This window comes from Bradyrhizobium sp. UFLA05-89 (assembly GCF_059803475.1).
In genome coordinates this window covers 1-20,876 of record NZ_JBANBA010000095.1, presented here as the reverse complement: position 1 = coordinate 20,876, position 20,876 = coordinate 1, and the positions used below count along the sequence as shown (strand labels likewise).

At 64.2% G+C, this 20,876-nt stretch carries 23 protein-coding genes; 10 read left to right on the top strand and 13 right to left on the bottom strand.

Translation table 11 applies throughout. The features are described 5' to 3' along the window. Positions 1-57: 57 nt before the first annotated feature. From SO139_RS34505 to SO139_RS34495, 3 genes are all read right to left on the bottom strand, one after another. The gene (locus tag SO139_RS34505) at positions 58-828 is read right to left on the bottom strand and encodes an AAA family ATPase (RefSeq protein ID WP_449381972.1); all 771 of its coding nucleotides are present in this window, start codon (positions 826-828) and stop codon (positions 58-60) included. 107 nt (positions 829-935) lie between these two features. Further along, positions 936-1,796, bottom strand: a complete 861-nt coding sequence (locus SO139_RS34500) for a PCC domain-containing protein (RefSeq protein WP_498541405.1) — start codon at positions 1,794-1,796, stop codon at positions 936-938. Positions 1,797-1,805: 9 nt separating this feature from the next. Continuing rightward, positions 1,806-3,410, bottom strand: a complete 1,605-nt coding sequence (locus SO139_RS34495; RefSeq protein WP_449381974.1) for an acyl-CoA synthetase — start codon at positions 3,408-3,410, stop codon at positions 1,806-1,808. A gap of 315 nt (positions 3,411-3,725) precedes the next feature. Between SO139_RS34495 and SO139_RS34490 the strand changes: the two genes are divergently transcribed. The 3 genes from SO139_RS34490 (at position 3,726) to SO139_RS34480 (ending at position 4,974) form a co-directional block, all read left to right on the top strand. Then, a complete protein-coding gene (locus SO139_RS34490; protein WP_449381975.1) occupies positions 3,726-4,079 on the top strand; it encodes a hypothetical protein in 354 nt (117 codons plus the stop codon). A 92-nt stretch (positions 4,080-4,171) separates the two neighbouring features. Beyond that, a complete protein-coding gene (locus SO139_RS34485; RefSeq protein ID WP_449381976.1) occupies positions 4,172-4,687 on the top strand; it encodes a DUF3828 domain-containing protein in 516 nt (171 codons plus the stop codon). A gap of 11 nt (positions 4,688-4,698) precedes the next feature. Continuing rightward, on the top strand, positions 4,699-4,974 hold the full coding sequence (locus SO139_RS34480; protein WP_449381977.1) for a GNAT family N-acetyltransferase: 276 nt from the start codon (positions 4,699-4,701) through the stop codon (positions 4,972-4,974). Between the two features lie 49 nt (positions 4,975-5,023). On the opposite strand, the gene SO139_RS34475 is transcribed toward SO139_RS34480, so the two are convergent. Together SO139_RS34475 and SO139_RS34470 are read right to left on the bottom strand one after the other, a co-directional pair. Beyond that, a complete protein-coding gene (locus tag SO139_RS34475) occupies positions 5,024-5,422 on the bottom strand; it encodes an SPW repeat protein (RefSeq protein WP_449381978.1) in 399 nt (132 codons plus the stop codon). Between the two features lie 406 nt (positions 5,423-5,828). After that, on the bottom strand, positions 5,829-6,776 hold the full coding sequence (locus tag SO139_RS34470) for a tetratricopeptide repeat protein (protein ID WP_498541404.1): 948 nt from the start codon (positions 6,774-6,776) through the stop codon (positions 5,829-5,831). Positions 6,777-6,881: 105 nt separating this feature from the next. On the opposite strand from SO139_RS34470, the gene SO139_RS34465 reads away from it, so the two are divergent. Further along, positions 6,882-7,157 carry a GNAT family N-acetyltransferase gene (locus SO139_RS34465; RefSeq protein ID WP_449381980.1) on the top strand — a complete coding sequence of 92 codons (276 nt, stop codon included), beginning with the start codon at positions 6,882-6,884 and terminating at the stop codon, positions 7,155-7,157. Between the two features lie 71 nt (positions 7,158-7,228). On the opposite strand, the gene SO139_RS34460 is transcribed toward SO139_RS34465, so the two are convergent. Continuing rightward, the gene (locus SO139_RS34460; RefSeq protein ID WP_449381981.1) at positions 7,229-7,654 is read right to left on the bottom strand and encodes a DUF3597 domain-containing protein; all 426 of its coding nucleotides are present in this window, start codon (positions 7,652-7,654) and stop codon (positions 7,229-7,231) included. 338 nt (positions 7,655-7,992) lie between these two features. On the opposite strand from SO139_RS34460, the gene SO139_RS34455 reads away from it, so the two are divergent. Together SO139_RS34455 and SO139_RS34450 are read left to right on the top strand one after the other, a co-directional pair. Further along, positions 7,993-8,892: a DUF2189 domain-containing protein gene (locus tag SO139_RS34455; protein ID WP_449381982.1), complete on the top strand. Its 900-nt coding sequence runs from the start codon at positions 7,993-7,995 to the stop codon at positions 8,890-8,892. A gap of 180 nt (positions 8,893-9,072) precedes the next feature. Beyond that, a complete protein-coding gene (locus SO139_RS34450; protein WP_449381983.1) occupies positions 9,073-9,897 on the top strand; it encodes a lytic murein transglycosylase in 825 nt (274 codons plus the stop codon). A gap of 165 nt (positions 9,898-10,062) precedes the next feature. On the opposite strand, the gene SO139_RS34445 is transcribed toward SO139_RS34450, so the two are convergent. Next, entirely contained in the window at positions 10,063-10,323 is a 261-nt protein-coding gene (locus SO139_RS34445) for a hypothetical protein (protein WP_449381984.1), read from the bottom strand. 732 nt (positions 10,324-11,055) lie between these two features. Between SO139_RS34445 and SO139_RS34440 the strand changes: the two genes are divergently transcribed. The 3 genes from SO139_RS34440 (at position 11,056) to SO139_RS34430 (ending at position 13,861) form a co-directional block, all read left to right on the top strand. Further along, positions 11,056-11,208 carry a DUF1127 domain-containing protein gene (locus SO139_RS34440; protein ID WP_084801802.1) on the top strand — a complete coding sequence of 51 codons (153 nt, stop codon included), beginning with the start codon at positions 11,056-11,058 and terminating at the stop codon, positions 11,206-11,208. Between the two features lie 123 nt (positions 11,209-11,331). Beyond that, positions 11,332-12,759: a methylenetetrahydrofolate--tRNA-(uracil(54)-C(5))-methyltransferase (FADH(2)-oxidizing) TrmFO gene (gene trmFO, locus SO139_RS34435; protein ID WP_449381985.1), complete on the top strand. Its 1,428-nt coding sequence runs from the start codon at positions 11,332-11,334 to the stop codon at positions 12,757-12,759. Between the two features lie 7 nt (positions 12,760-12,766). Further along, positions 12,767-13,861, top strand: a complete 1,095-nt coding sequence (locus tag SO139_RS34430; protein ID WP_498541403.1) for a serine/threonine protein kinase — start codon at positions 12,767-12,769, stop codon at positions 13,859-13,861. Between the two features lie 7 nt (positions 13,862-13,868). Here SO139_RS34430 and SO139_RS34425 read toward each other — a convergent pair whose 3' ends face one another. The 6 genes from SO139_RS34425 to yajC form a co-directional block, all read right to left on the bottom strand. Next, positions 13,869-15,113 (bottom strand): threonine ammonia-lyase, encoded by a 1,245-nt coding sequence (locus SO139_RS34425; RefSeq protein ID WP_449381987.1) that lies wholly within the window; start codon positions 15,111-15,113, stop codon positions 13,869-13,871. Positions 15,114-15,158: 45 nt separating this feature from the next. Then, a complete protein-coding gene (locus SO139_RS34420) occupies positions 15,159-16,016 on the bottom strand; it encodes a phytoene/squalene synthase family protein (protein ID WP_449381988.1) in 858 nt (285 codons plus the stop codon). After that, positions 16,013-16,396, bottom strand: a complete 384-nt coding sequence (locus tag SO139_RS34415; protein ID WP_449381989.1) for an Mth938-like domain-containing protein — start codon at positions 16,394-16,396, stop codon at positions 16,013-16,015. Before SO139_RS34415 ends, SO139_RS34420 begins: the two co-directional genes overlap by 4 nt. 181 nt (positions 16,397-16,577) lie before the next feature. Continuing rightward, positions 16,578-17,597 carry a protein translocase subunit SecF gene (gene secF, locus SO139_RS34410; protein WP_449381990.1) on the bottom strand — a complete coding sequence of 340 codons (1,020 nt, stop codon included), beginning with the start codon at positions 17,595-17,597 and terminating at the stop codon, positions 16,578-16,580. 10 nt (positions 17,598-17,607) lie between these two features. After that, positions 17,608-19,206: a protein translocase subunit SecD gene (gene secD, locus SO139_RS34405; protein WP_449381991.1), complete on the bottom strand. Its 1,599-nt coding sequence runs from the start codon at positions 19,204-19,206 to the stop codon at positions 17,608-17,610. Positions 19,207-19,252: 46 nt separating this feature from the next. Beyond that, the gene (gene yajC, locus SO139_RS34400) at positions 19,253-19,606 is read right to left on the bottom strand and encodes a preprotein translocase subunit YajC (RefSeq protein ID WP_027527361.1); all 354 of its coding nucleotides are present in this window, start codon (positions 19,604-19,606) and stop codon (positions 19,253-19,255) included. 181 nt (positions 19,607-19,787) lie between these two features. Between yajC and SO139_RS34395 the strand changes: the two genes are divergently transcribed. Next, positions 19,788-20,771: an ATP-binding protein gene (locus SO139_RS34395; protein WP_449381992.1), complete on the top strand. Its 984-nt coding sequence runs from the start codon at positions 19,788-19,790 to the stop codon at positions 20,769-20,771. Positions 20,772-20,876 lie beyond the last annotated feature (105 nt).

Genomic DNA, 20,876 nt, shown 5'->3' with positions numbered 1-20,876 from the left:
GCCCCTCGTGGTAGCCGGTGGTCTGGGGGGCGTGTTCACCCCCCTGTCCTGAGCCCCCTACTCGTCCTGGAGCGCCGTATCGATGAATCCGGCCGGATCGTCGCAAAACTCGCGCAGCACCTTGAAATGGTCGATCTCCCATAAGGTCGCCGGCTCCAGTCCGCCTTTGGTCAGTCGCAACAAGGTCGCATTGGGATAGGCCATCAGCATCGGCGCGTGCGTAGCCATGATGACCTGGCAGATGCGGGAGTCCTCCATCCGCCGCAGCAGCTTCAGGAATTCGATCTGGCGCGCCGGCGAGAGCGCGGATTCCGGCTCGTCAAAGATGAAGATGCCCTGGCGCTGGCAACGCTCCTCGAAGAAGCGCAGGAAACCTTCGCCATGCGAGTGGGAGAGGAAGTCAGGGCCAACCGCGCCGACGTCGCGCGCAGCCTGATCGAGATATCTCGCAACTGTGAAAAAACTTTCGGCACGAAAGAACCAACCGTTGGTGATCTTGGGCAGCCAGCTCGCGCGCAGCGCCTTCGACAATTGACCACCCATCTTCTCCAGCGCTTGGGAGTGATCGACCGGCATATAACCCTTGCCGCCGCCGGCGTCGTCGTAGCCGGCAAGCGCCGCAACGCCCTCCAGGATCGTGGATTTCCCGGTGCCGTTCTCTCCGACGATGATGGTGATGGGGGCTTCAAAGCTGAGCTCGAAGTCATCGGCGAAGATGGGAAGGCAAAACGGATAAGATTCCCGATTGGATATCTTCGACGGCTCAAGCCAGACTCGTTTCAAATAGGGAGCGGGCAAATTGATCGTGCGATTGCCTCTTCTGCCCATATCCGAGTCCCCAGTTGCTGTCAGATCCGGTCATCGACCGGAACATAACAGGAACAATATGTACAGGGAAGTGGCATTTTCGCCCGGCCACAAGCCCCGGTCGTGCCCTAGTCCAGTGCCTCCAGCACCAGCTCCATGGTCATCAGCACGGGATTGTCGCCGCGGACGAGGCGGCCCTCGGCGAGGCCGCCGGTGTAGTCGACCAGGGCAACATCGAGCTCCGCCTCCAGCGCACCAGAGCGTCCCGGGGCGATCGCGCCGGCCGTTACCGCCAGCTCGGTCGCAAACGGCTCGGTCACACCGCCATGGACGAAGCGCGCGCCAATGGTCGAGCCGACGCCGCCATGGATTTTCGCACGCGCGATGCCGTGCTCCCGGCAAAAGCCTTCGAGAGCCCCAGCGAAGTCCTGGTTTGGCCGCAGCCGCAATGCGAAGGCGCGGGCAGTGCTGCGCGCGCCGCTAGCCTCAGCGGCCACCGGCCCGAACAGCTTGAAATTGGTCTCGCCGTCCGGCTCCGCCGTGAACACCGCGCCGTCGATGCCGAACGCTGCAACCTCGAACGGCTCGGCGACGACAGTCTCCTCCGGCAGCATGTGGCCGCCGCTGGCGCGGCCATCCGCCTCGGTCCAGAGCCCGTGGCAATGAAAGAACGGCGCGCCGTCGCGCCTGCCCAGCGTCAGGCTGCCGAGCTTCACCCGTGTCACGCCCTGGGGGCGAAAGGTCTCGCTGTAGAACGCAGCGTTCTCAGAAGTCTTCGACAGCGCCGGCATCACGTAGGCGAACGGGCCGAGCGCGCCCTGACCGAAGTTGAGCACGCCGCCTGCAAACCCCTGCGCCGCAAAGCCGCGGCGCGCGGCTTCCAGCAGCGGCATGCCGGCCTCGAGCCTGAACGAAAAGGCCCGTCCCCTCGCCTCCACCCACTGGATGCGCTCCGCGACCGGTGTGCCCGGCTGCTTGATGCTCCGCATGATCTGCGCTCAGCCCGCCTGCTTGTTGTCGAGATCGAGCAGGCCGCGCGCCTCGAGCTCGTCACGCACCATCCGCTTGGGGATCTTGCCATAGCCCGACTTCGGCAGCGCCTCCCAGAAGAAGAAGCGCTTCGGCATCTTGTAGCGCGGCACCTTGGGGCCAAGGAAGGCGGCCATCTCCGCCTCGCTCACGGGCTTTGCACCTTCGCGCGCAACGCAAACGGCAACGCCAACTTCACCCCAGGTTGGATCTGGCACGCCGAGGACGGCAACCTCGCCGACCGCGGGGTGCGTCAGGATCTTCTCCTCGATCTCGCGCGGATAGATGTTGGAGCCGCCGGAGATGTACATGTCGGAGGCGCGTCCCGTGATGTAGACAAAGCCCTCCTCGTCCATGTGGCCGAGATCGCCGGTGCGAAACCAGCCGTTGCGAAACGACTTCGCATTGGCCTCGGGGTTATCGTAGTAGCCGGCGAACACCGCGGGCCCGATCACGCAGATCTCGCCGCTCTGGTTGGCCCCAAGCTCACGCCCCTCATCATCCTGGATCGAGACCTGCATGCCCGTGCGCTCGAAACCGCAGGTGCCGATCTTGACGTGCGGGCCGTCCTCGACGTCGTGCAGCGCCGCCGGCAGCACGGTGATGTTGCCTGTGACCTCGCCGAGGCCAAAATACTGCACGATGACCTTGCCGAGCTTGTTCAGCGCGGTCTTCTGATCTTCGCGATACATCGGCGCGCCGGCATAGATCACGTGGCGCAGCGAGGAATGGTCGAATTTGTCGACCGCGGGATGCTCGACCATCATCTTCAGGATCGTCGGTACGGTGAAGAGATTGCCGACGCGATGCGTCTCGATCAGGCGGAACGCCTCGCCGATGTCGAATTTTTCGGTCGGCAGCAGCACGGTGCACGCGCCGCGCGCGGTCTGCATCAACTGATGCACGCCGGCGCCATGCGACAGCGGCGCGACCACGAGCGATGCATCCGCCTCCGTGGTGCCCGGCGTCAGATCGGCAAGGTGATTGGTCACCACAAAACCCATCTGGCCATGCGTGAGCACCGCCGCCTTGGAACGGCCGGTGGTGCCGGAGGTGAAGAAGAACCAGCAGGGATCGTCATGCTCGACGGCGACGTTCTCGATCTTGGCACCGGCATACCTGTTGATCGCCTGCGCAACGGTGGTCTCACCGAACACGCCGTCACCAATGCGCCAAATGAACTCCAGCGCGCCGCCGGTCACGGCTGCGGCATGCTCGGGAAAATCGCCATGGCACAGGAATCCCTTGGCGCCCGAAGCCTGCGCGAGATAGGCGACCTCGTCCGGCATCAGGCGGAAATTTGTCGGCACCCAGATCGCGCCGAGGCGGAATGCGGCGAACATCGAGAAGAACATCTCGTCGCCATTCTTGGAATGGACGAGGACACGGTCGCCTTTGATGATGCCGCGCGCGGCAAGCGCCGCTGCGAGCGCGGAGGTCTGCGCGTCGATCTCGCGCCAGCTCCATGATCTATCGCCCCACACGAAACCCGGCCGCGACCCGTGCCGCCGCGCATTCTGGGTCAGCATGTAAGCAAGGTTCATGACGCGGCGCGACATCCGCAGTGGCTGCATGGGCTTCCTCTTGGCTGGCGGACGGCGCGTAGGCGGACCGCTATTCGCAGTCCATTTATCGCCATCATCGGCGGCGCCGCAAGGCCGCTCGCCGCAGAGCCTCATTACGGCATCTTGAACGCGAATGGCGTCGTCGAGATCGCCTTCTCCTTGAAGCAGGATGGCGAGCCGTGCCCGCCGCAATAGCCGCCATGCAGCTCGAAGCGGATAGCACGCGCCGCGCCCTGTTGGCATTCCTGATCAGCGTGTCGTTGAGGGAATCTTAAACATGATCGGCGCAACCTTGAACTCTCTCCGCGTACAGAGTTCCGCACCATGTCCAAAGCGCCCGCCTTTCTCCTGTTGTCGCTGGCACTCGCCGGATGTGCCGCGGCCCCGCAAGCGCGGCTTGCGTCCGATCCCGCTTTCGCTCCGGCGCGCTATGCCTGGGACGGTGCTGGTGAGGATCCCAATCAACCCAAGCCAGCGCACACGTCGCGGACCGCCGCCCGAAACGAGCAGGACAAGTCGGTCGCGGCACTCCAGCCATACTCGAAGGAGTGGTGGCAGGCCCAGGACGGTATCGAGGCCGACGAGGAGTCACGGGTCAAGCGATCGCTCGTCATCTGCAAGGGCTGCCTGCGGCCGCAGCCTGCGGAGGATTCGCGTCTCGCCAAGGCGGCCGATTGAACCAATCCGCCACCGCAATACTCTACTGAGATATGCCGCCGGCCGGACATTCCGGTCTATAAGCGCGGGTAGAACCGATCTCAGGACATCCCATGCTCACCCGCCGCACATTCGTCGCAGCCTCGCTTCTCGCCACCGTCAATGCGGCCGCCGCGCAAGCCCCCTCGGCCAACGACCCCGTCGCGATCCTGACCGCGATCTACACCCGCGCCGCCAAGGGCAAGGGCGCTGGCGGGGGCGCCTTCATCATCGAGAGCAAGGCCGCCAAGGCAAAATATCTCTCGAAATCGCTGGTCGCGCTGTGGGCCAAGGCCGACGCGCACACGCCGAAGGGCGATGTCGGGCCGGTCGATTTCGATCCCGTCACCAATTCGCAGGAACCCGACGTCAAGTCGTTCAAGGTCGACACGGAGACTCTCGAGGCCGACAAGGCCACAATCGCGGTGACCATCACCGGGCATCGCAACGACCGCAAAACCACCGACCAGGTCGTGCGTTATGAGTTCGTGCGCGAGGCCAATGGCTGGAAGATCGACGACATCACGGGCTCATCCGACGGGCAAGCCTGGTCGATCCGCAAGATGCTGATTGGCTCGCTGAAGAGCTGACGGGAGACGACATGAGCGACGTCATCGACAACAGGGGCCATCACCGCTTCGAACTCGAGGTGGAAGGCCATCTCGCCACCGAGCATTACAGGCTCGACGGCAACGTCATCACCTTCGAGCATACGGAGGTACCGAAAGAGCTCGGCGGCAAGGGCGTCGGCTCAAAGCTGGTGCAAGGCGCGCTCGACCAGGTTCGCGCCGCAGGATTGGCGCTGATCCCGCAATGTCCGTTCGTAAAGGCCTGGATCGAAAAACATCCAGACTACGCGGATCTCGTGAAGAGATAAGCGACCGCAGGGCCGCCGATCTCGCGACGGGCCTTGCGGACGCACATGCCTACTGCCCGTGCTTGAGCATGTCCTGATCGCTCAGCTCCCAATCCTGCCAGAGCTGGAGAATGCCGAGCAGCACCACCAGCGCGCCGAGGCTGGTATGGTAGACGCGCAGAACGCCCTCGCCGGAATAGCCGAGGACATAGGGCGAGACGATCAGCCAGAACCCGACCAGGATCGTCGCCACCTCCTGCCAGCGCTGCAACGCGACATATTCGAGCTGGCCGAGGCCAAACACGACCAGGCCAACTGCGACCGTATTCAGGATCAGCACCTGGTGTCCGACGATCGCCGCTTGATCCTGGACGGGAAACCACGGCGAGGCAACGATCAGCGCGCCGAGCAGCATCCCGCACCAGTCCTCCCATGTTCGATGAGTATTCAGATAACCAAAGTCCGACATCGTAACCTCCTACAAAGAGGCATACGTCGGCGGCTGGCGATCACGACACTCCGAATGTTCAGCGACCCTGCCGGCCGCATTCGGGCGTATGTCCTACACCAAGACGTGGGAACCGGCAGCACGGTTGCAAGAGCGGACCGGTGGTTTTTTGCCGGCGAGGCGGCAGCGCGCAAACGACAATCCAGCGCCCCAGGCGGAGAAGCGGAAGTCATCCTTGACAAAGAGGGAGTGCGCAGACGGCCTGTCAGAATTCGATCCAAGCCAAGATCACCGCTGCAAAAATGACTCCGCAGATCATGAAGGTCGCAATAGGTCTTCCTCGCCAAGCATTGAAACGCGCTCGGTGATCCCAGGTCCAAATGCTATCGCCGGACGCGCGGAGCCGTTGAATGAACGGAGCCCACGCCTACGGCGAGCCCAGCTTCTGCAGCGCCTCGTGTGCGGTCGGCAGGCCTGGTCTCAACTCCAGCGCCTTGCGGAAGTCGCCGATCGCGCCCTGCTTGTCGCCGAGCCGCATCCTGGCCTGGCCGCGGTTGTTCCAGGAAAACGCATCCGAGGGATCGTATTGCAGCGCCTTGTCGTAGTTGGCAACGCTGCCTCTGTTATCGCCCTGAATGAGCCGGATCAGGCCGCGGTTGCGCCAGCCGCGCGCATCGGTCGGCGCCAGCCGGATCGCCTCGCCATAGTCGTCGGCGGCGCGATCGAGCTGCTCGCTGTCGCGATAGACGTTGCCGCGGTCGATATAGGCGAGCAGATCGGGCGCGAGCTTGATGCGCGTCGTGTAGTCGGCGAGCGCATGCGGCATGTCGCGCTTGCGATAGAAGGCCAGGCCGCGGTTGCCGTAAGCCAAGGCATAGTTGGAATTGAGCTTGATCGCGATGCCATAGTCACCGATCGCGCCGTCGAGGTCGCCCTTGTTGTAGCGGGACTCGCCGCGATTGTTGTAGGCAATCGCCAACGACGGATCGAGCTTGATCGCCTGATCATAGTCGGCGATGGCGCGGTCGAAATCGTGCCTGAAGGCGAAGACGCGGCCGCGATTGTTGAAGGCACAGGCCGAGGTCGGATCGATCTTGACGGCCTCGTCGAGATTGCTGAGCGCGGCGTCGAGCTCGCGCTTCTCGGTCAGGCCACGGCCGCGGTTACAATAGGCGGCGGCGAGCTTGCCGCCGGTCTCGCTCTTGGCGTCGATCACCGCCGAGCAGGCCTTGACGCGATCGTCCAGCGCGATCGTCGTCCCAATGCAGACGTCCCAGGCTCGTGCAGCCACCTCGCCGTCCGCGGCCGATGCCGGCGCAGCTCGGGCAAGCGTCAGCACCGCCAGCGAAGCCACGAGACCGATCGAGACACGCATGTGACGGATGTCTCCCCTGCAATGATTTCCCTTGGTCGTGCCTTGGCAGAGGCGGGTTCACACGTCTAGATCAGGGCCTCCAACGACACTTGGGAAGGAATTGGCATGCCGGCATCGGTACGCGACAACAAGGACAAGAGCCGCTTCGAGCTCGATGTCGGCCAGGAGGTCGCCTTCGCCAATTACCGGCTGACGCCGTCGGCGGTGATCATCACCCACACCGAGACGCCGCGCGCGCTGCGCGGCCGCGGCATTGCATCCGAGCTGGTCAAGGGCGTGCTGGAATTGATCCGGCGCGATGGCAGGAAGGTGGTCGCCGGCTGCGGCTTCGTGGTCGACTACCTCGACAAGCATCCGGAATATGCGGATCTCGTCGCGTAAGGCAAAACAACGCCAGGCATTAAAAAGGCCCGCGATCTCGCGGGCCTTTTTCGACGCCGACGGTGCTGCCGTCAGTGCTTGATCTCCGGCGGCAGCTTGCCGCCATTGGCGGCGAGCTTGGACATCACCTGCTTGTGCAGCCATACGTTCATGGTCGCGGAATCGTTGGTGTCGCCGGTGTAGCCGAGCTCCTTGGCGAGATCCTTCCGCGCGGCAAGGCTGGAGTCGATGTCGAGCGCCTTCATGAGGTCGACGATCGAGGTCCGCCATTCCAGCTTCTCGCCCTTGTGCGCGGCGACCGCCTTATCGACGATCGCGGCCACGTCGACGATCTGCGCGGGAGCGGCGGACGGCGCAGCGGAAGGTGCGGCCGACGGCGCCGAGGCTGAAGGAGCGGAGCCTGCCGGTGCTTCGCCGGAGGTCGCGCTGCCAGCCGGCGCAGCCGCGGCAGGATGGCTGCCGAAGATCGCGCTGACGATTTTACCGAAAATGCTCATGTCTGCTCCCCGAAAAGGATCCGTTGGAAGGGCCTTAAGGTGTCAACCTGTAGGCCAAGTTTCTGTGTCGCGTCCGCTGCCTGAGCGAAGCATGTCACAGCATCAGCTTATCTGCGGCGAAATGACGACCGAATGACATATTCACGGTTGCACTGCGACATCGAATTTCACCCAAGCGTGAGGGACAGCTCCCGCGAATGGGAGTACGCTTTCACTTCAGTTCGCGATCCCCGCCGGTCTTCGCGCCTGGCCTGGAATTGCGATTGTCTATGAAAGAGCGGCCGCGTGCGCCGTTTGCCGGCGCGGCATTCGGCCGCGCGGCAAGGGAGCAAGCGACCATGGCCACACTCTACCAGGGCAATGTCCCTATGGCCCAGCCTGCTGATGCGGCTGGACCGATCATCCGAACCATCCAACTGTCCGATCTGCACGACGCGCTCAAGCGCGGCTGGGAGGATTTCAAGGCGGTGCCGAGCCACGCCATCATCCTCTGCGTCATTTATCCGGTGCTCGGCCTCGTGCTCGCGCGCATCGCCATGGGCTATTCGGTGATACCGCTGTTGTTTCCGCTGGCCGCGGGCTTTGCGTTGATCGGCCCGTTTGCGGCGCTCGGCCTTTATGAACTCAGCAGCCGGCGCGAACGCGGCGAGGACGCCAGCGCCTGGGATGCCATGGACGTGCTGCGCTCGCCCTCCTTCGGCGCCATGCTTGGGCTCGGCACGCTCCTGCTCGCGCTGTTCGTGACCTGGGTTGCGACCGCGCAGGCGATCTATGTGGCGGCGTTCGGCTATGAAGGCGTCACCGGCATTTCGGACTTCCTCAAGCACGTGCTGACCACGCCGCAAGGCTGGTGGCTGATCGTGGTCGGCTGCGGTGTCGGCTTCCTGTTCGCGCTCGCCGCGCTCTGCATCAGCGTTATCTCGTTCCCGTTGATGCTCGACCGGCACGCTAGCGCCGGCGAAGCCATGGTGACCTCGCTGCGCGCCGTAGCGAAGAACCCGGTACCGATGGCGGCCTGGGGCGTGATCGTCGCAGTGCTGCTGGCGCTCGGAACCATCCCGGCATTCCTTGGTCTCGCCGTGGTCATCCCTTTGCTCGGCCATGCCACCTGGCATCTCTATCGCAAGGTGATCGTGTCGGATCCCAATGCAAGGCATGACGCTCCGCCGCCGCGCCCACGCAAGCCGGCGGCTGATTTTCCCGCCAACCTGTTCCCGTGGCGGAATCGGTCGGAGTGAAACGGAATTACATTGCTGCGAGTCCGCCGGTTGATCGCTTACGGACTCGCCCAATATCGTTCCTTTAACCCTGCTCGTAGTTGAGTAGACGCCATAGGTTCATGGGCCTTGTTTTAGCCGCGGTTGGAACCGACATTCCGCGCCGCCGGTCATGCCACTTCACGGAATCGATTTGTTCTGATGACCCCGACGATCTCTCGTCTCGCCCTTGCAGCCTTCGCCCTCACCGCCTCGATCGCTTCAGCCGGGCCCACGCTCGCCGCAGTCGCATGCGGTTCCGGCAATTTCGATGCTTGGGTTGCCGACTTCAAGGCCGAAGCCGCCTCCAAGGGCATCTCGCAGCAGGCGATCACGGCCGGCCTTGCCGGCGTCACGCTGGATCAAAGCGTGCTGTCGCGGGACCGCTCGCAAAAGGTCTTCAGCCAGAGTTTTGAGGAGTTTTCCGGCCGCATGGTGCCGCCGCGCATGCAGCGCGGCTCCAACATGATGAAGCAGTACGGCTCGGTGCTGTCGCGGATCGAGCAGACCTACGGCGTGCCGGGCGAAGTGCTCGTCGCCATCTGGGGGCTGGAGACCGATTTCGGCGTCAATACCGGCAAGTTTCCGACGCTGCGCTCGCTCGCGACGCTCGCGTATGACTGCCGGCGCGCCGAGCAGTTTCGCGGCGAGCTGATGGACGCGCTGCGCATCGTCCAGCGTGGCGATCTCGCGCCGAACGAAATGAAGGGTGCCTGGGCCGGCGAGCTCGGCCAGACTCAGTTCATGCCGTCATCCTGGATGAAATATGCCGTCGACTTCGACGGCAATGGCCGGCGCGACCTCCTGCACAGCCCGACCGACGTGCTCGCCTCGACCGCCAATTATCTTTCGAACTACGGCTGGCAGCGCGGCAAGGATTTTGAGCCCGGCGGCCCCAACTTTGCGGTGCTCCAGCAATGGAATAAGAGCGAGGTCTACGCCAAGACGGTCGCCTATTTCGCGACGCAGCTCGCGCGCGCCCCCTAAAGCATGATCCGGAAAAGTGCGCAGCGGTTTTCCGAAAAAGATCATGCACAAACAATAACCCAACGCGCGATGACGGTTCATGCTGATCTCATCGCGCGTTAGCAAGCTTCAAAGAAATTAGGGCCGATCGCGTCGCGACCGGCCCTCCTTGGTTTCCCTGTCGTTTTACTTGCCCGCGGTGGCGTGCATCGCCTTGTTGAGGTGCGCGCCGCACATACCCATCTTGCCGTTCAGCAGCGCGTCCTGAGCCGCAGCGATCTCCTTCTGCGCGGTGAGCTTGCTGTCGCCGTCGGACATGTTCTCGATCGCGGTCTCGGTCTGCTCGAGATTGGTAGAGCTGCATCCGCCCATCTTCTTCGCGGCCTGCGCGGGAGCGACGGCAAATGCGACGGCGGCGATTGCGATGACCCCTAGTAACGTCTTCATTGTTACCTTCCTTCTCTTATATTGTTGCGCAGCCCGACGTCATTGCCGGAATCTGCGGATGATATTGTTGGTCGACCGCCGCAAGTTTTGAGAATGAATTCCCCGCGAGAATTGCGTGATGTTGCGCGACGCGCAGAGCTCTCATGCGAAATTTCTGATTTTCATTACAGTTTTGTAATTTCGCTCTCACACGCTCGGCGTGTGTGCACCGCAACGAAGATGATGTGGTCGGGGTCACACAGACCGAGCTTGGGCCCAGTGACCAGGCTCGTGCGGGAATCGGTACCGTCCACGCTCGAAGCTGGCTGAGCACTCCAAACGCCCCAGACTCGACAACAGCGTTCCCGTCGATGGCTTCAGAGATGACAAAAGAGTGAACCATTACTCAATTTTATGAATCATAATGCATGCGATTCGCGCATAGGACGGGATGCTGCGAATTCCGCCTGGCGGCTTGCAGCGGGCCTCTCGGCGACATATTTTTGTAACAGATGGAACCAACAGAAAATGCTATAAACCCGTGATTTCACGGGATGTTATTGCGACTTCAGGTCCAGTGGGCCCAGCTCTTGGGCGGGATCGCCAACCGGTTAATCGATCCTTACCGTCGCTATGCGCTGTTCGCTTAGCTGCATCGCAACATCGGAACTTCCGCACTGCAACAGTCCCATCTATATTCATTTCAACGATGACGCCCAGGTCAAGGGTTGAATCGAACTACAGGAGACTACCATGCTGCTCTCGCTCATCCGTATGATCCACGCGTTCCGGGACTATCAGCGCAATGTCGCTGAACTCTCGCAGCTCAGCGATCGCGAGCTGGCCGACATCGGCCTCGACCGCTCGGACATTCCGCGCGTTGCCGCCGGAGCCTACAAGGGCTGATTGGCCCTTCACGGACCGGACCAACCGATAGCGCCCGCCTCGTGCGGGCGTTGTCGTTTCTAGGGTGAGAAACGCCATCACGGCGATTCCACTCGACACTGAAAAGCGCTACCTGTCGCGCCCATGACAGGATCCAACTCCAAGACCGTACACATCATCGGCGCGGGCCTCGCCGGTTCCGAAGCAGCCTGGCAGATCGCCAGATCAGGCGTATCCGTGGTGCTGCACGAGATGCGGCCGAGCCGTATGACCGAGGCCCACCGCACCGACGGACTCGCCGAGCTCGTCTGCTCGAATTCGTTCCGCTCCGACGATGCCGCCAACAACGCCGTCGGCCTCCTGCACGCCGAAATGCGTCGTCTCGGCTCTCTGATCATGCGCGCGGCGGACGCCAACCAGGTTCCCGCAGGCGGTGCGCTGGCCGTCGACCGCGAGGGCTTCTCCGCGGCCGTGACCAAGGCGCTGAACGAGCATCCCCTGATCGAGATCGCTCGCGGCGAGGTCGCCGACCTGCCGCCGGCCGAGTGGGACAATGTGATCGTTGCGACCGGTCCCCTCACCTCCGCGACCTTGGCGGAGGCGATTCGCGAACTGACCGATGAAAACGCGCTCGCCTTCTTCGATGCGATCGCGCCGATCGTGCACCGCGACTCCATCGACATGTCGGTCGCATGGTTCCAGTCGCGCTATGACAAGGTCGGCCCCGGCGGCAACGGCGCCGACTACATCAACTGCCCGATGACGAAGGAGCAGTATGACGGCTTCGTCGCCGCGCTGATTGCCGGCGAGAAGACCGAGTTCAAGGAGTGGGAGACCAACACGCCCTATTTCGACGGCTGCCTGCCGATCGAGGTGATGGCCGAGCGCGGGCCCGAGACGCTGCGTCATGGGCCAATGAAGCCGGTCGGGCTGACCAATCCGAACGATCCGACGACCAAGCCGTACGCGATCGTGCAGCTTCGCCAGGACAACAAGCTCGGCACGCTCTACAACATCGTCGGCTTCCAGACGAAATTGAAGTATGGCGAGCAGCAGCGCATCTTCCGCAGCATTCCAGGCCTGGAGAACGCCGAGTTCGCGCGCCTTGGCGGTCTGCATCGCAACACCTTCCTCAACTCGCCAAAGCTGCTCGACGGCCAGCTCCGCCTGCGCGCGCAGCCGCGGCTGCGCTTTGCAGGGCAGATGACGGGCTGCGAGGGCTATGTCGAATCTGCCAGCATCGGCCTGATTGCCGGCCTCTATGCGGCAGCGGATGCGCGTGGCGAGCAGCTCACGAGCCCGCCCGCGACGACCGCGCTGGGCTCACTGCTCGGCCATATCACCGGCGGCCATATCGAGACGATCGAGCCGGGCACGCGCTCGTTCCAGCCGATGAACATCAATTTCGGCCTGTTCCCGCCGCTCGCGACTCTGCCGACCAAAAAGCCGGATGGCACGCGGCTGCGCGGCAACGAGAAGACGATCGCCAAGAAGCAGGCGCTGAGCGCCCGTGCGCTCGCCGATCTCGATCGCTGGATCGCCGATCACCAAAACATCGCCGCAGCGGCGTGAGCCTGTCATGAGCCTACCCAAAGAAGACGCCGCGGTGCTCGCGGCGCGCTGGACCGAGGGCGTGCTTTTGAAGCGCGACGTGTTCTCGACCGTCGAGCGCGGCCGTTTCAGGAATGAGCCCGAGGAGGTCGATGCGGTGCTGCGCCGGCTCGACGAGGTGCCGTGGTGGTCGTTCGTGCTGGCGCGCCATTTGTTCGCGCGCGAGAAACATGCGCTGGCGCTGGCCAAGGGCCTGAACGTCGGCCCCGAGCTGCTATGGGCCGGGCGTCGCGCGCTGGTCCGCGGCTTCGTCGATGGCGTCGCGCTGCATCTGGCCAAGCCGCACGGCAATGTCGCCTATTTCCGTTCCGCCAAGGACGCGTTGCGCCGGCTGCGCCGCGCCGGCATCTGCCACAACGACCTTGCGAAGGAGCAGAACTGGCTGGTCGGCCGCGACGGCCGCGCCTATGTGACCGATTTCCAGCTCGCCGCCTGCTTTGAGCGTCGCGGTCGGCTGTATCGCATTCTCGCCTATGAAGATCTCCGGCATCTGCTGAAGCACAAGCGCTCCTATGCGCCCGAGGCGCTGACGCCCAGGGAGCGCAAGATCCTCGCCAAGAAATCCTTTGCCGCGAGCCTTTGGCTCGCCACCGGCAAGAAGGTCTATCGCGCGATCACCCGCGGTCTTTTCAATTTCACCGACCGCGAGGGCGGTGGCCGCAGGCTCGTCAACGACGCGCCGGTGCTGGTCGATTTGATCCGCAAGAATCCCGCCGTGCGCGATACCGCCATCGTTGCCTTCGCCGACCGCCGCTCCGGCGTCGGGCTCTACGCCTTCGTCGAGGCGGACCAGTCGGCGCTCGAAGGCCAGCTTCGCAACGAGCTCACGGCTGCGAAGGGACCAAAGCCGCCCGAGCATATCCAGGTCGTGCACGCGCTGCCGCGCGACGCCAACGGCAAGCCGCGCACCGAGATCCTGCAGCTCGTGGCGATGAACCAGCTCGATCTCATCGAGCCGATGATCACGAGCGACCAGGACCGCGCCTTCCTGAAGGATATCCTGGAGCAGCGCAAGAATTTGCGCGACCGGTTTAACTTCGAGGCGGATCTGCCGACGAGCTAGCTGCGGCTCACGTACAGCGCGCGCTCAGGCCGGATTCGCCGAGCTTGGCCATGACCTCGTCGAGATGCGCGGCATCGCGCGTCTCGATGACGAGCTGAAGCAGCGTCGCCTTGGCCGGCAGATCGGAGAACGTCCGCTGGTGCGAGACCTCGATGATGTTGGCGCCGGCCTCCGCCAGCAGTGCCGCCACGGCGGCGAGCTGGCCCGGCCTATCGGGGATGTCGAGCGACAATTGCGTCAGCCGTCCTTCGCGCGCGAGCTCGCGGGTCAGCACCGAGGCGATCAGCCGCGTGTCGATGTTGCCGCCGCTCAGGACAAGGCCGACCTTCTGGCCGGCAAAGCGCGAGGGATCGCTCATGATCGCCGCGAGCCCAGCGGCGCCCGCGCCCTCCACCACCGTCTTCTCGATCGAGATCAGGGTCGCTACCGCGCGTTCGAGCTCGGCCTCGTTCACCAGCGCGATGTCGTCGACGAGGCGGCGGACTATTTCGGTCGTGATCCTGCCTGGCGACTTCACCGCGATGCCTTCGGCGAGCGTGTCGCCGCGCGCGGGCAGGTTGCCGTCATGGATGGCGTTGTACATCGAGGGATAGAGCCAGGCCTCGACGCCGAGAATTCGTAAAGACGGCTTGAGCGCCTTGGCCGCAATGGCGATGCCGCTGATCAAGCCGCCGCCGCCGATCGGGACGACCAGCGTATCCAGCTCCGGCACCGCCTTGAGCATCTCGAGCCCGACCGTCCCCTGCCCGGCGATGACGAGCGGATCGTCATAGGGATGGACGAAGATCATGCGGCGCGCCTCGCCATGCGTGCGCGCGAACGCGGCGGCCTCTTCCAGGGTCGTGCCGGTGACGATCACCTCGGCGCCGTGATGCCTGGTGTTCTCGATCTTCACCATCGGCGTGCCGACCGGCATCACGATGGTCGCGGGAATGCCGAGGCGCTTGGCGTGATAGGCAACGCCCTGCGCGTGGTTGCCGGCCGACATCGCGATGACGCCGCGTTGCCGCTCCTCCGCTGAGAGCGCGGTCAGGCGGTTGAGGGCGCCGCGCTCCTTGAACGAGGAGGTGAACTGGAGATTTTCGAACTTGAGCCAGAGATCGCAGCCGCAGATCGCGCTCAGCGTCCGGCTGTAATTGCAGGGCGTCTCGACGATGGCGCCGCGGACAACGTCCGCAGCCGCGCGCACGTCGGCGAGGACGACCGCCGAATCCGGCGTGTCGTGCAAGGTGGTGTCGAGTGCTTCGGCCATAGGGCAATATAGGGCATCTGGCCTGCCGCGGCGATACGGGAGCCGCTATTTAGTAAATTGCCGCGACCGCGCCGCGCGCCAGAGCGTCCACAGGGTTCCTAGCCGCGACGGCGGCTGCGGCAGGAAGGGATTGCGATCCGCGCGGGACAGGCGCGCCAGATCGCGGCGCGCCGTTGCCAGCGGCAGGAACGCCAGCCTTGCCGGCGGTGGTATCTCCGCCAGCAGCGAGGTCGCCGTCGCGATGTGCTTTCGCGCCTCGCTCGTGAGCTCATCCAGCGCCGCGCGCAGCGCCGGCGTCTCCTTGCCGCCAAACACCTCCTCGACTGTGCTGCCGTGGCCTTCCAGGAGTTGCTGCGGTACGAAGAGCTGGCGATGCGCGGCATCGCGCGGCAGGCTGGCGATCACCTGCACCATGCCCTGCGCGAAGCCGGCGTGACGGGCGAGATGATCGATCGCTTCCGACGGCCGCGCGCAGATCCATGCGGCAAGCGACAACAGCGCCGAGCACGTTTCGGTCAGATACCCCTCAAGCGCCGCCATGGTCGGCATCGGATCATTGTAGAGGTCGAACTGATGCTCCTCGACGAGCCGCGATAACGGCTCGACCGGCAGATTATAGTCGCGGATCGCGACCAGGAGCTCGGCGGCGACGGGATTGCCCTCGGCGCTGCCATGGACATGGCCAGCCAGCATGTCGGTCCACCATTGCAGGCGGATTTCGCCGGGCAGCGGCTGGGTCACCTGATCGCGGACGCGGACGATCTCGGCGTTGAAGGCATAGAGCGCGAGCAGGGCGCGGCGCTCATTGGCTGATACGAACAGGGTCGCGGCGTAGCGCGCGAAATCGTGGCTGCGCACGAGATCGGCACAGAAGGCGGCGTCGGCAGCCGGTGCTCCACTCATGGCACGGCGATCAGGGCCGCCGCGACCCGCCGTCGCTCGCCGATCATGATGTTGTAGGTGCGCACCGCGGGGCCAGTCTGCATCGTGTCCAGCACCACCCTCACCGCCTTCAGCGCCTGGCGCAGCTCCGGCGGCGGCAGCCACACGCCGGCTCCCGTGCCGACCAGGAGCGTGTCGATGCTGTTGGCCGCGGCAAAGACCCGCTCCAGCGAGTAGCGGTCGATCTTGGCGGGGTCGGTCACGTCCCACGCCCAGATCGCGTCGGGCAGGCACAGCAGCGAGCCGCGATGCGACATGCCGGCAAAGGCAAAGCCGCCCTTGCCATAGGCGTCGATCGGCGCCGAGCGCGGGAAATGTGGAGCGTTGGAATCGCCGGCCATGGGATTCGTCCGACTAGAGCATGATCCGGACCCGGAGGGCCGCGTTAGCGCAAAGTGTGCAGCGGTTTTCCGAAACGATCATGCTCAAACAACACGCTGAAGCGCGATGATGATTCACCCTAACCTCATCGCGCGTTGGGCTACTGCCCTCGCAAACTACTGCGAGGGCACGCGGTTCGGATCATGGCCGATTTTTCTTCGCCGGCGTAGCCGTATCCACGGCGTCCTCGCGGTGTTCGCCGACGCCGAGATAGATCAGGATCGGGGCCGCGATGAAGATCGAGGTGTAGGTGCCGACCAGCACGACGCCGAACATCATCACGGCGGTGAAGCTGTGGATGGCGTGGCCGCCGAAGATCAGCAGCGCGAGCAAGGCCAGCGTCACCGTGACGTGGGTGATGATCGAGCGCGACAGCGTCGAGTTGATGGACTCGTTCAGGAGCTGCGGCATCGGCATCTTCTTGTAGCGCCGCAGCATCTCGCGGATACGGTCGTAGATGACAACGGTGTCGTTGAGCGAGTAGCCGAGAATCGTCAAAAGCGCCGCGATGCTGGTCAGGTCGAAATCGACCTGGCTGATCGACATGAATCCGATCGTCAGCACGATGTCGTGCACGTTGGCGATCATGGCGCCGAGCGCGAACTGCCACTCGAAGCGGAACCAGAGATAGATCAGGATCGCGACGATCGCGAGCATCAGGCCGAGCATGCCGTAGGCGAGCAGCTCGCCGGAGACGCGCGGGCCAACCACTTCGACGCGGCGGTATTCGACGGTGTCGCCGAGCGCGCCGCGCACCTTCTGCACCGCCTCCTGCTGGGCAGCATCGCCGCCCGGCTGCTCCGCAACGCGGATCAGGACGTTCTCGGGGCCGCCAAATTGCTGCAACTGGACTTCGCCGAGTCCCAGCGCGTCAAGCGCGGTACGCATCGCCGCAATGTCGGCGGTGCCGGACTTGGCCTGCACTTCCAGAAGCGTGCCGCCGCGGAAGTCGATGCCGAAATTCAGGCCGTGGGTGAAGAACAGCGTGATCGCGACGATCGATAGCGCTGCCGAGATCGGAAAGCTGATGCGGCGGAAGCGCGTGAAGTCGAAATGCGTATCGTCCGGGACGATTCGCAGCGACGGCAATAGGCCGAGGGCCGCAACCACGGTGAGGATGGCAATGAGGACGCCAAGCCCGATGAGAACGAAGTGAGTCACAATCAGGCTCCTAGATCGGCACGCTCTGCGGCCGCTTCCACCGCACCCACCAGGCCACGATCAGCCGGGTCAGCGTAAAGGCGGTGAACACCGTGGTGATGATGCCGATGCCGAGCGTCACGGCGAAGCCACGCACCGGACCGGTGCCGATGTAGAACAGCACGGCAGCAGCAATGAAGGTCGTGATGTTGGAATCGAGGATGGTCGCAAGCGCCCGCTTGAATCCGGCGTCGATCGCCGAGATCGCGTTGCGGCCGCCGCGCAGCTCCTCGCGGATGCGCTCGTAGATCAGCACGTTGGAGTCGACCGCGATGCCGACGGTGAGCACGATGCCGGCGATGCCGGGCAGCGTCAGCGTGGCGTTGAGCAGCGACAACAGGCCGAAGATCATGGCAACGTTGATCGCCACCGCGATGTTGGCGAACAGGCCGAACAGCCGGTAGGTGAGCAGCATGAAGACGATAACCATGATCGAGCCGACATAGGCCGCAAGCTCGCCCTTCTCGATCGAGTCCTGGCCAAGGCCGGGACCGACGGTGCGCTCCTCGATGACGGTCAGGGGCGCCGGCAGCGCGCCGGCGCGCAGCAGGATGGCGAGGTCGTTCGCCGACTGTACCGTGAAGCTGCCGGAGATCTGGCCCTGGCCGCCCGTGATCGGCTCGCGGATGACAGGCGCCGAGATCACCTCGTTGTCCAGCACGATCGCGAACGGCAGGCCGACATTCTCCTGCGTGGCCTGCGCGAATTTGCGCGCACCCGACGTGTTGAACTTGAAGTTGACGATCGGCTCGCCGGTGCGCTGGTCGAAGGCCGCCTGGGCATCGGTCAGGTCGCCGCCGGAAACCAGCACCTGCTTCTTCACGACATACGGTACCTTGGGAGAGCTCGCACTCATCAGGAGCTCGGATTCGGGCGGCAGGCTGCCCCTCTGCGCCTGATCGGGCGGCACCGAGGGGTCGACCATGCGGAATTCCATCTTCGCGGTCTTGCCGAGCAGCTCCTTCAGGCGGGTCGGATCCTGCAGGCCCGGCACCTGGACCAGGATGCGGTCGGTGCCTTGCCGCTGGATCACCGGCTCGACGGTGCCGAGCTGGTTGACGCGGCGTTCGACGATCTGGATCGATTGCTCGATGGTCTGACGCACGCGCTCGGTGATCGCGGCCTGCGGCACGGTCAGGCGAATCAGCCCGCCGCCGGCATCACTGACCTCCAGGCTGCGCTGGCCGTTGGAGCCGAGCAGCCCGCCGAGCGGCTGGGAGAGGTCGCGCAGCTTGGACAGCGCGTTCTGAAGGTCGGTATCTTTAACACGGACCTCGACCGCATCGCCCTTGGATGACAGCCCGGTGTAGCCGATCTTGGCCTCACGCAGCACGCGGCGGACGTCGTCGCGAACCTGGTCGAGCTTCTCCTTCTTGACGTAGTTGGAATCGACCTCGAGCAGCAGATAGGACCCGCCCTGAAGGTCGAGGCCGAGCACCAGGCGGCGCTGCGCCCAGGCGGGCCAGGTCTTGACCTGTGCTTCGGGGAAGAAGTTCGGGACCGCGCAGAGGCACACGATCAGCGCCGTCAGGATGATCCCCAGCGCCCTCCACCGCGTGAAATACAACATCGAGTGAACCTGTCAGATCAGAAGAATACGAGGCTCGAGCGAGCGATCAGCTCGCCGAGTCGTCCTTGGCGCTCTCCTTGGCCGGCTCGCCCTTGGCGCGCACGCCGGAGATCATCTGGCGCATCTGCCGCACCCGCACGCCGTCGGAAATTTCGAACTCGATCTGGTCGTCGTCGACGACCTTGGTGACCTTGCCGACGAGGCCGCCCGACGTCACGACCGTGTCGCCGCGGCGGATGTTCTTCACGAGATCGGCATGGTCGCGCACCTTCTTCTGCTGCGGGCGCAGAATCAGGAAGTACATGATCACGAAGATCAGGGCGAACGGCAGCAGCGACATCAACATGCTGTTGGTGTCGCCGGCGCCCGCGGCCTGGGCATACGCAGGGGTAATGAACATTCGGACGATCCTCGTGAACGGGAGAAGGCCGGCATCGGCCCCTTTGGGCAGCCGGGTCGGTCAAATTTCGCGCGGACTATAGCGGCAGCGGTCCCAATTGCAACGCTGCCAGACTGACGATTTGGCCATCTTGCGGGAGGCGCTCAGGCCCGATAAGGCTGCATTCTCAGGAACTTCGGACATGCCCAGAAAACCAAGCAAAACCGCCGCCGGGAAGGCCACCAAGACCGCTGTTAAGACCCCTGCCCGAAACCCCACCCGCCTCGCGGCAAAACGACCCAAGGCTCAAACCACCGACCTCGCGCAGGAGCGCATCGTGCGTGCGCTGGAGACCATTGCGACGCACCTTTCGACCCAGGCACCTGCGACCGCCGCGCCCGTCTCGTTCGAGCGTGCCGACGCCTTCGTCTGGCATCCGGACGGCCGCCTGTCGGCGGTGCCGCGGGTCAGCCGCGTCGATCTCTTCCTGCTCAAGGGCATCGACCGGATGCGCGACATCCTGATCGAGAACACCGAGCGCTTCGCGAACGCCCTTCCCGCCAACAACGCCCTGCTCTGGGGCGCGCGCGGCATGGGCAAGTCGTCACTGGTGAAGGCCGCCCATGCCAGCATCAATGCGGACCGCAAAGCCTCCGACAAACTAAAGCTGATCGAGATTCATCGCGAGGACATCGAGACGCTGCCCGCGCTGATGGAGCAATTGCGCGGGTCGTCCTTCCGCTTCATCGTCTTTTGCGACGATCTCTCCTTCGACGGCAATGATGCGTCCTACAAATCGCTGAAGGCCGTGCTCGAAGGTGGCATCGAGGGCCGGCCCGACAACGTTATCCTCTACGCCACCTCCAACCGCCGTCATTTGCTCGCACGCGACATGATCGAGAACGAGCGCTCCACTGCGATCAACCCGGGGGAAGCGGTCGAGGAGAAGGTCTCGCTGTCGGACCGCTTCGGCCTGTGGCTCGGCTTCCACCGTTGCAGCCAGGACGAGTACCTCGCCATGGTCCACGGCTATTGCGGCCATTTCGGCATCAAGGTCGACGACGAGGCGCTGGAGCGCGAGGCGCTGGAATGGTCGACCACGCGCGGTTCACGCTCCGGCCGCGTCGCCTGGCAGTTCGTGCAGGAGCTTGCGGGGCGGCTGGGTGTGAAGCTGACGGCGAATTAACGTCCGGAAGGTCGCGCCCCACCTACAACTGTCATTCCCTGCGAAAGCGGGGAATCCAGATGCTATGGGGTAAGCGGCGACTGGGGTAAGCGGCGGTGAGGGTGT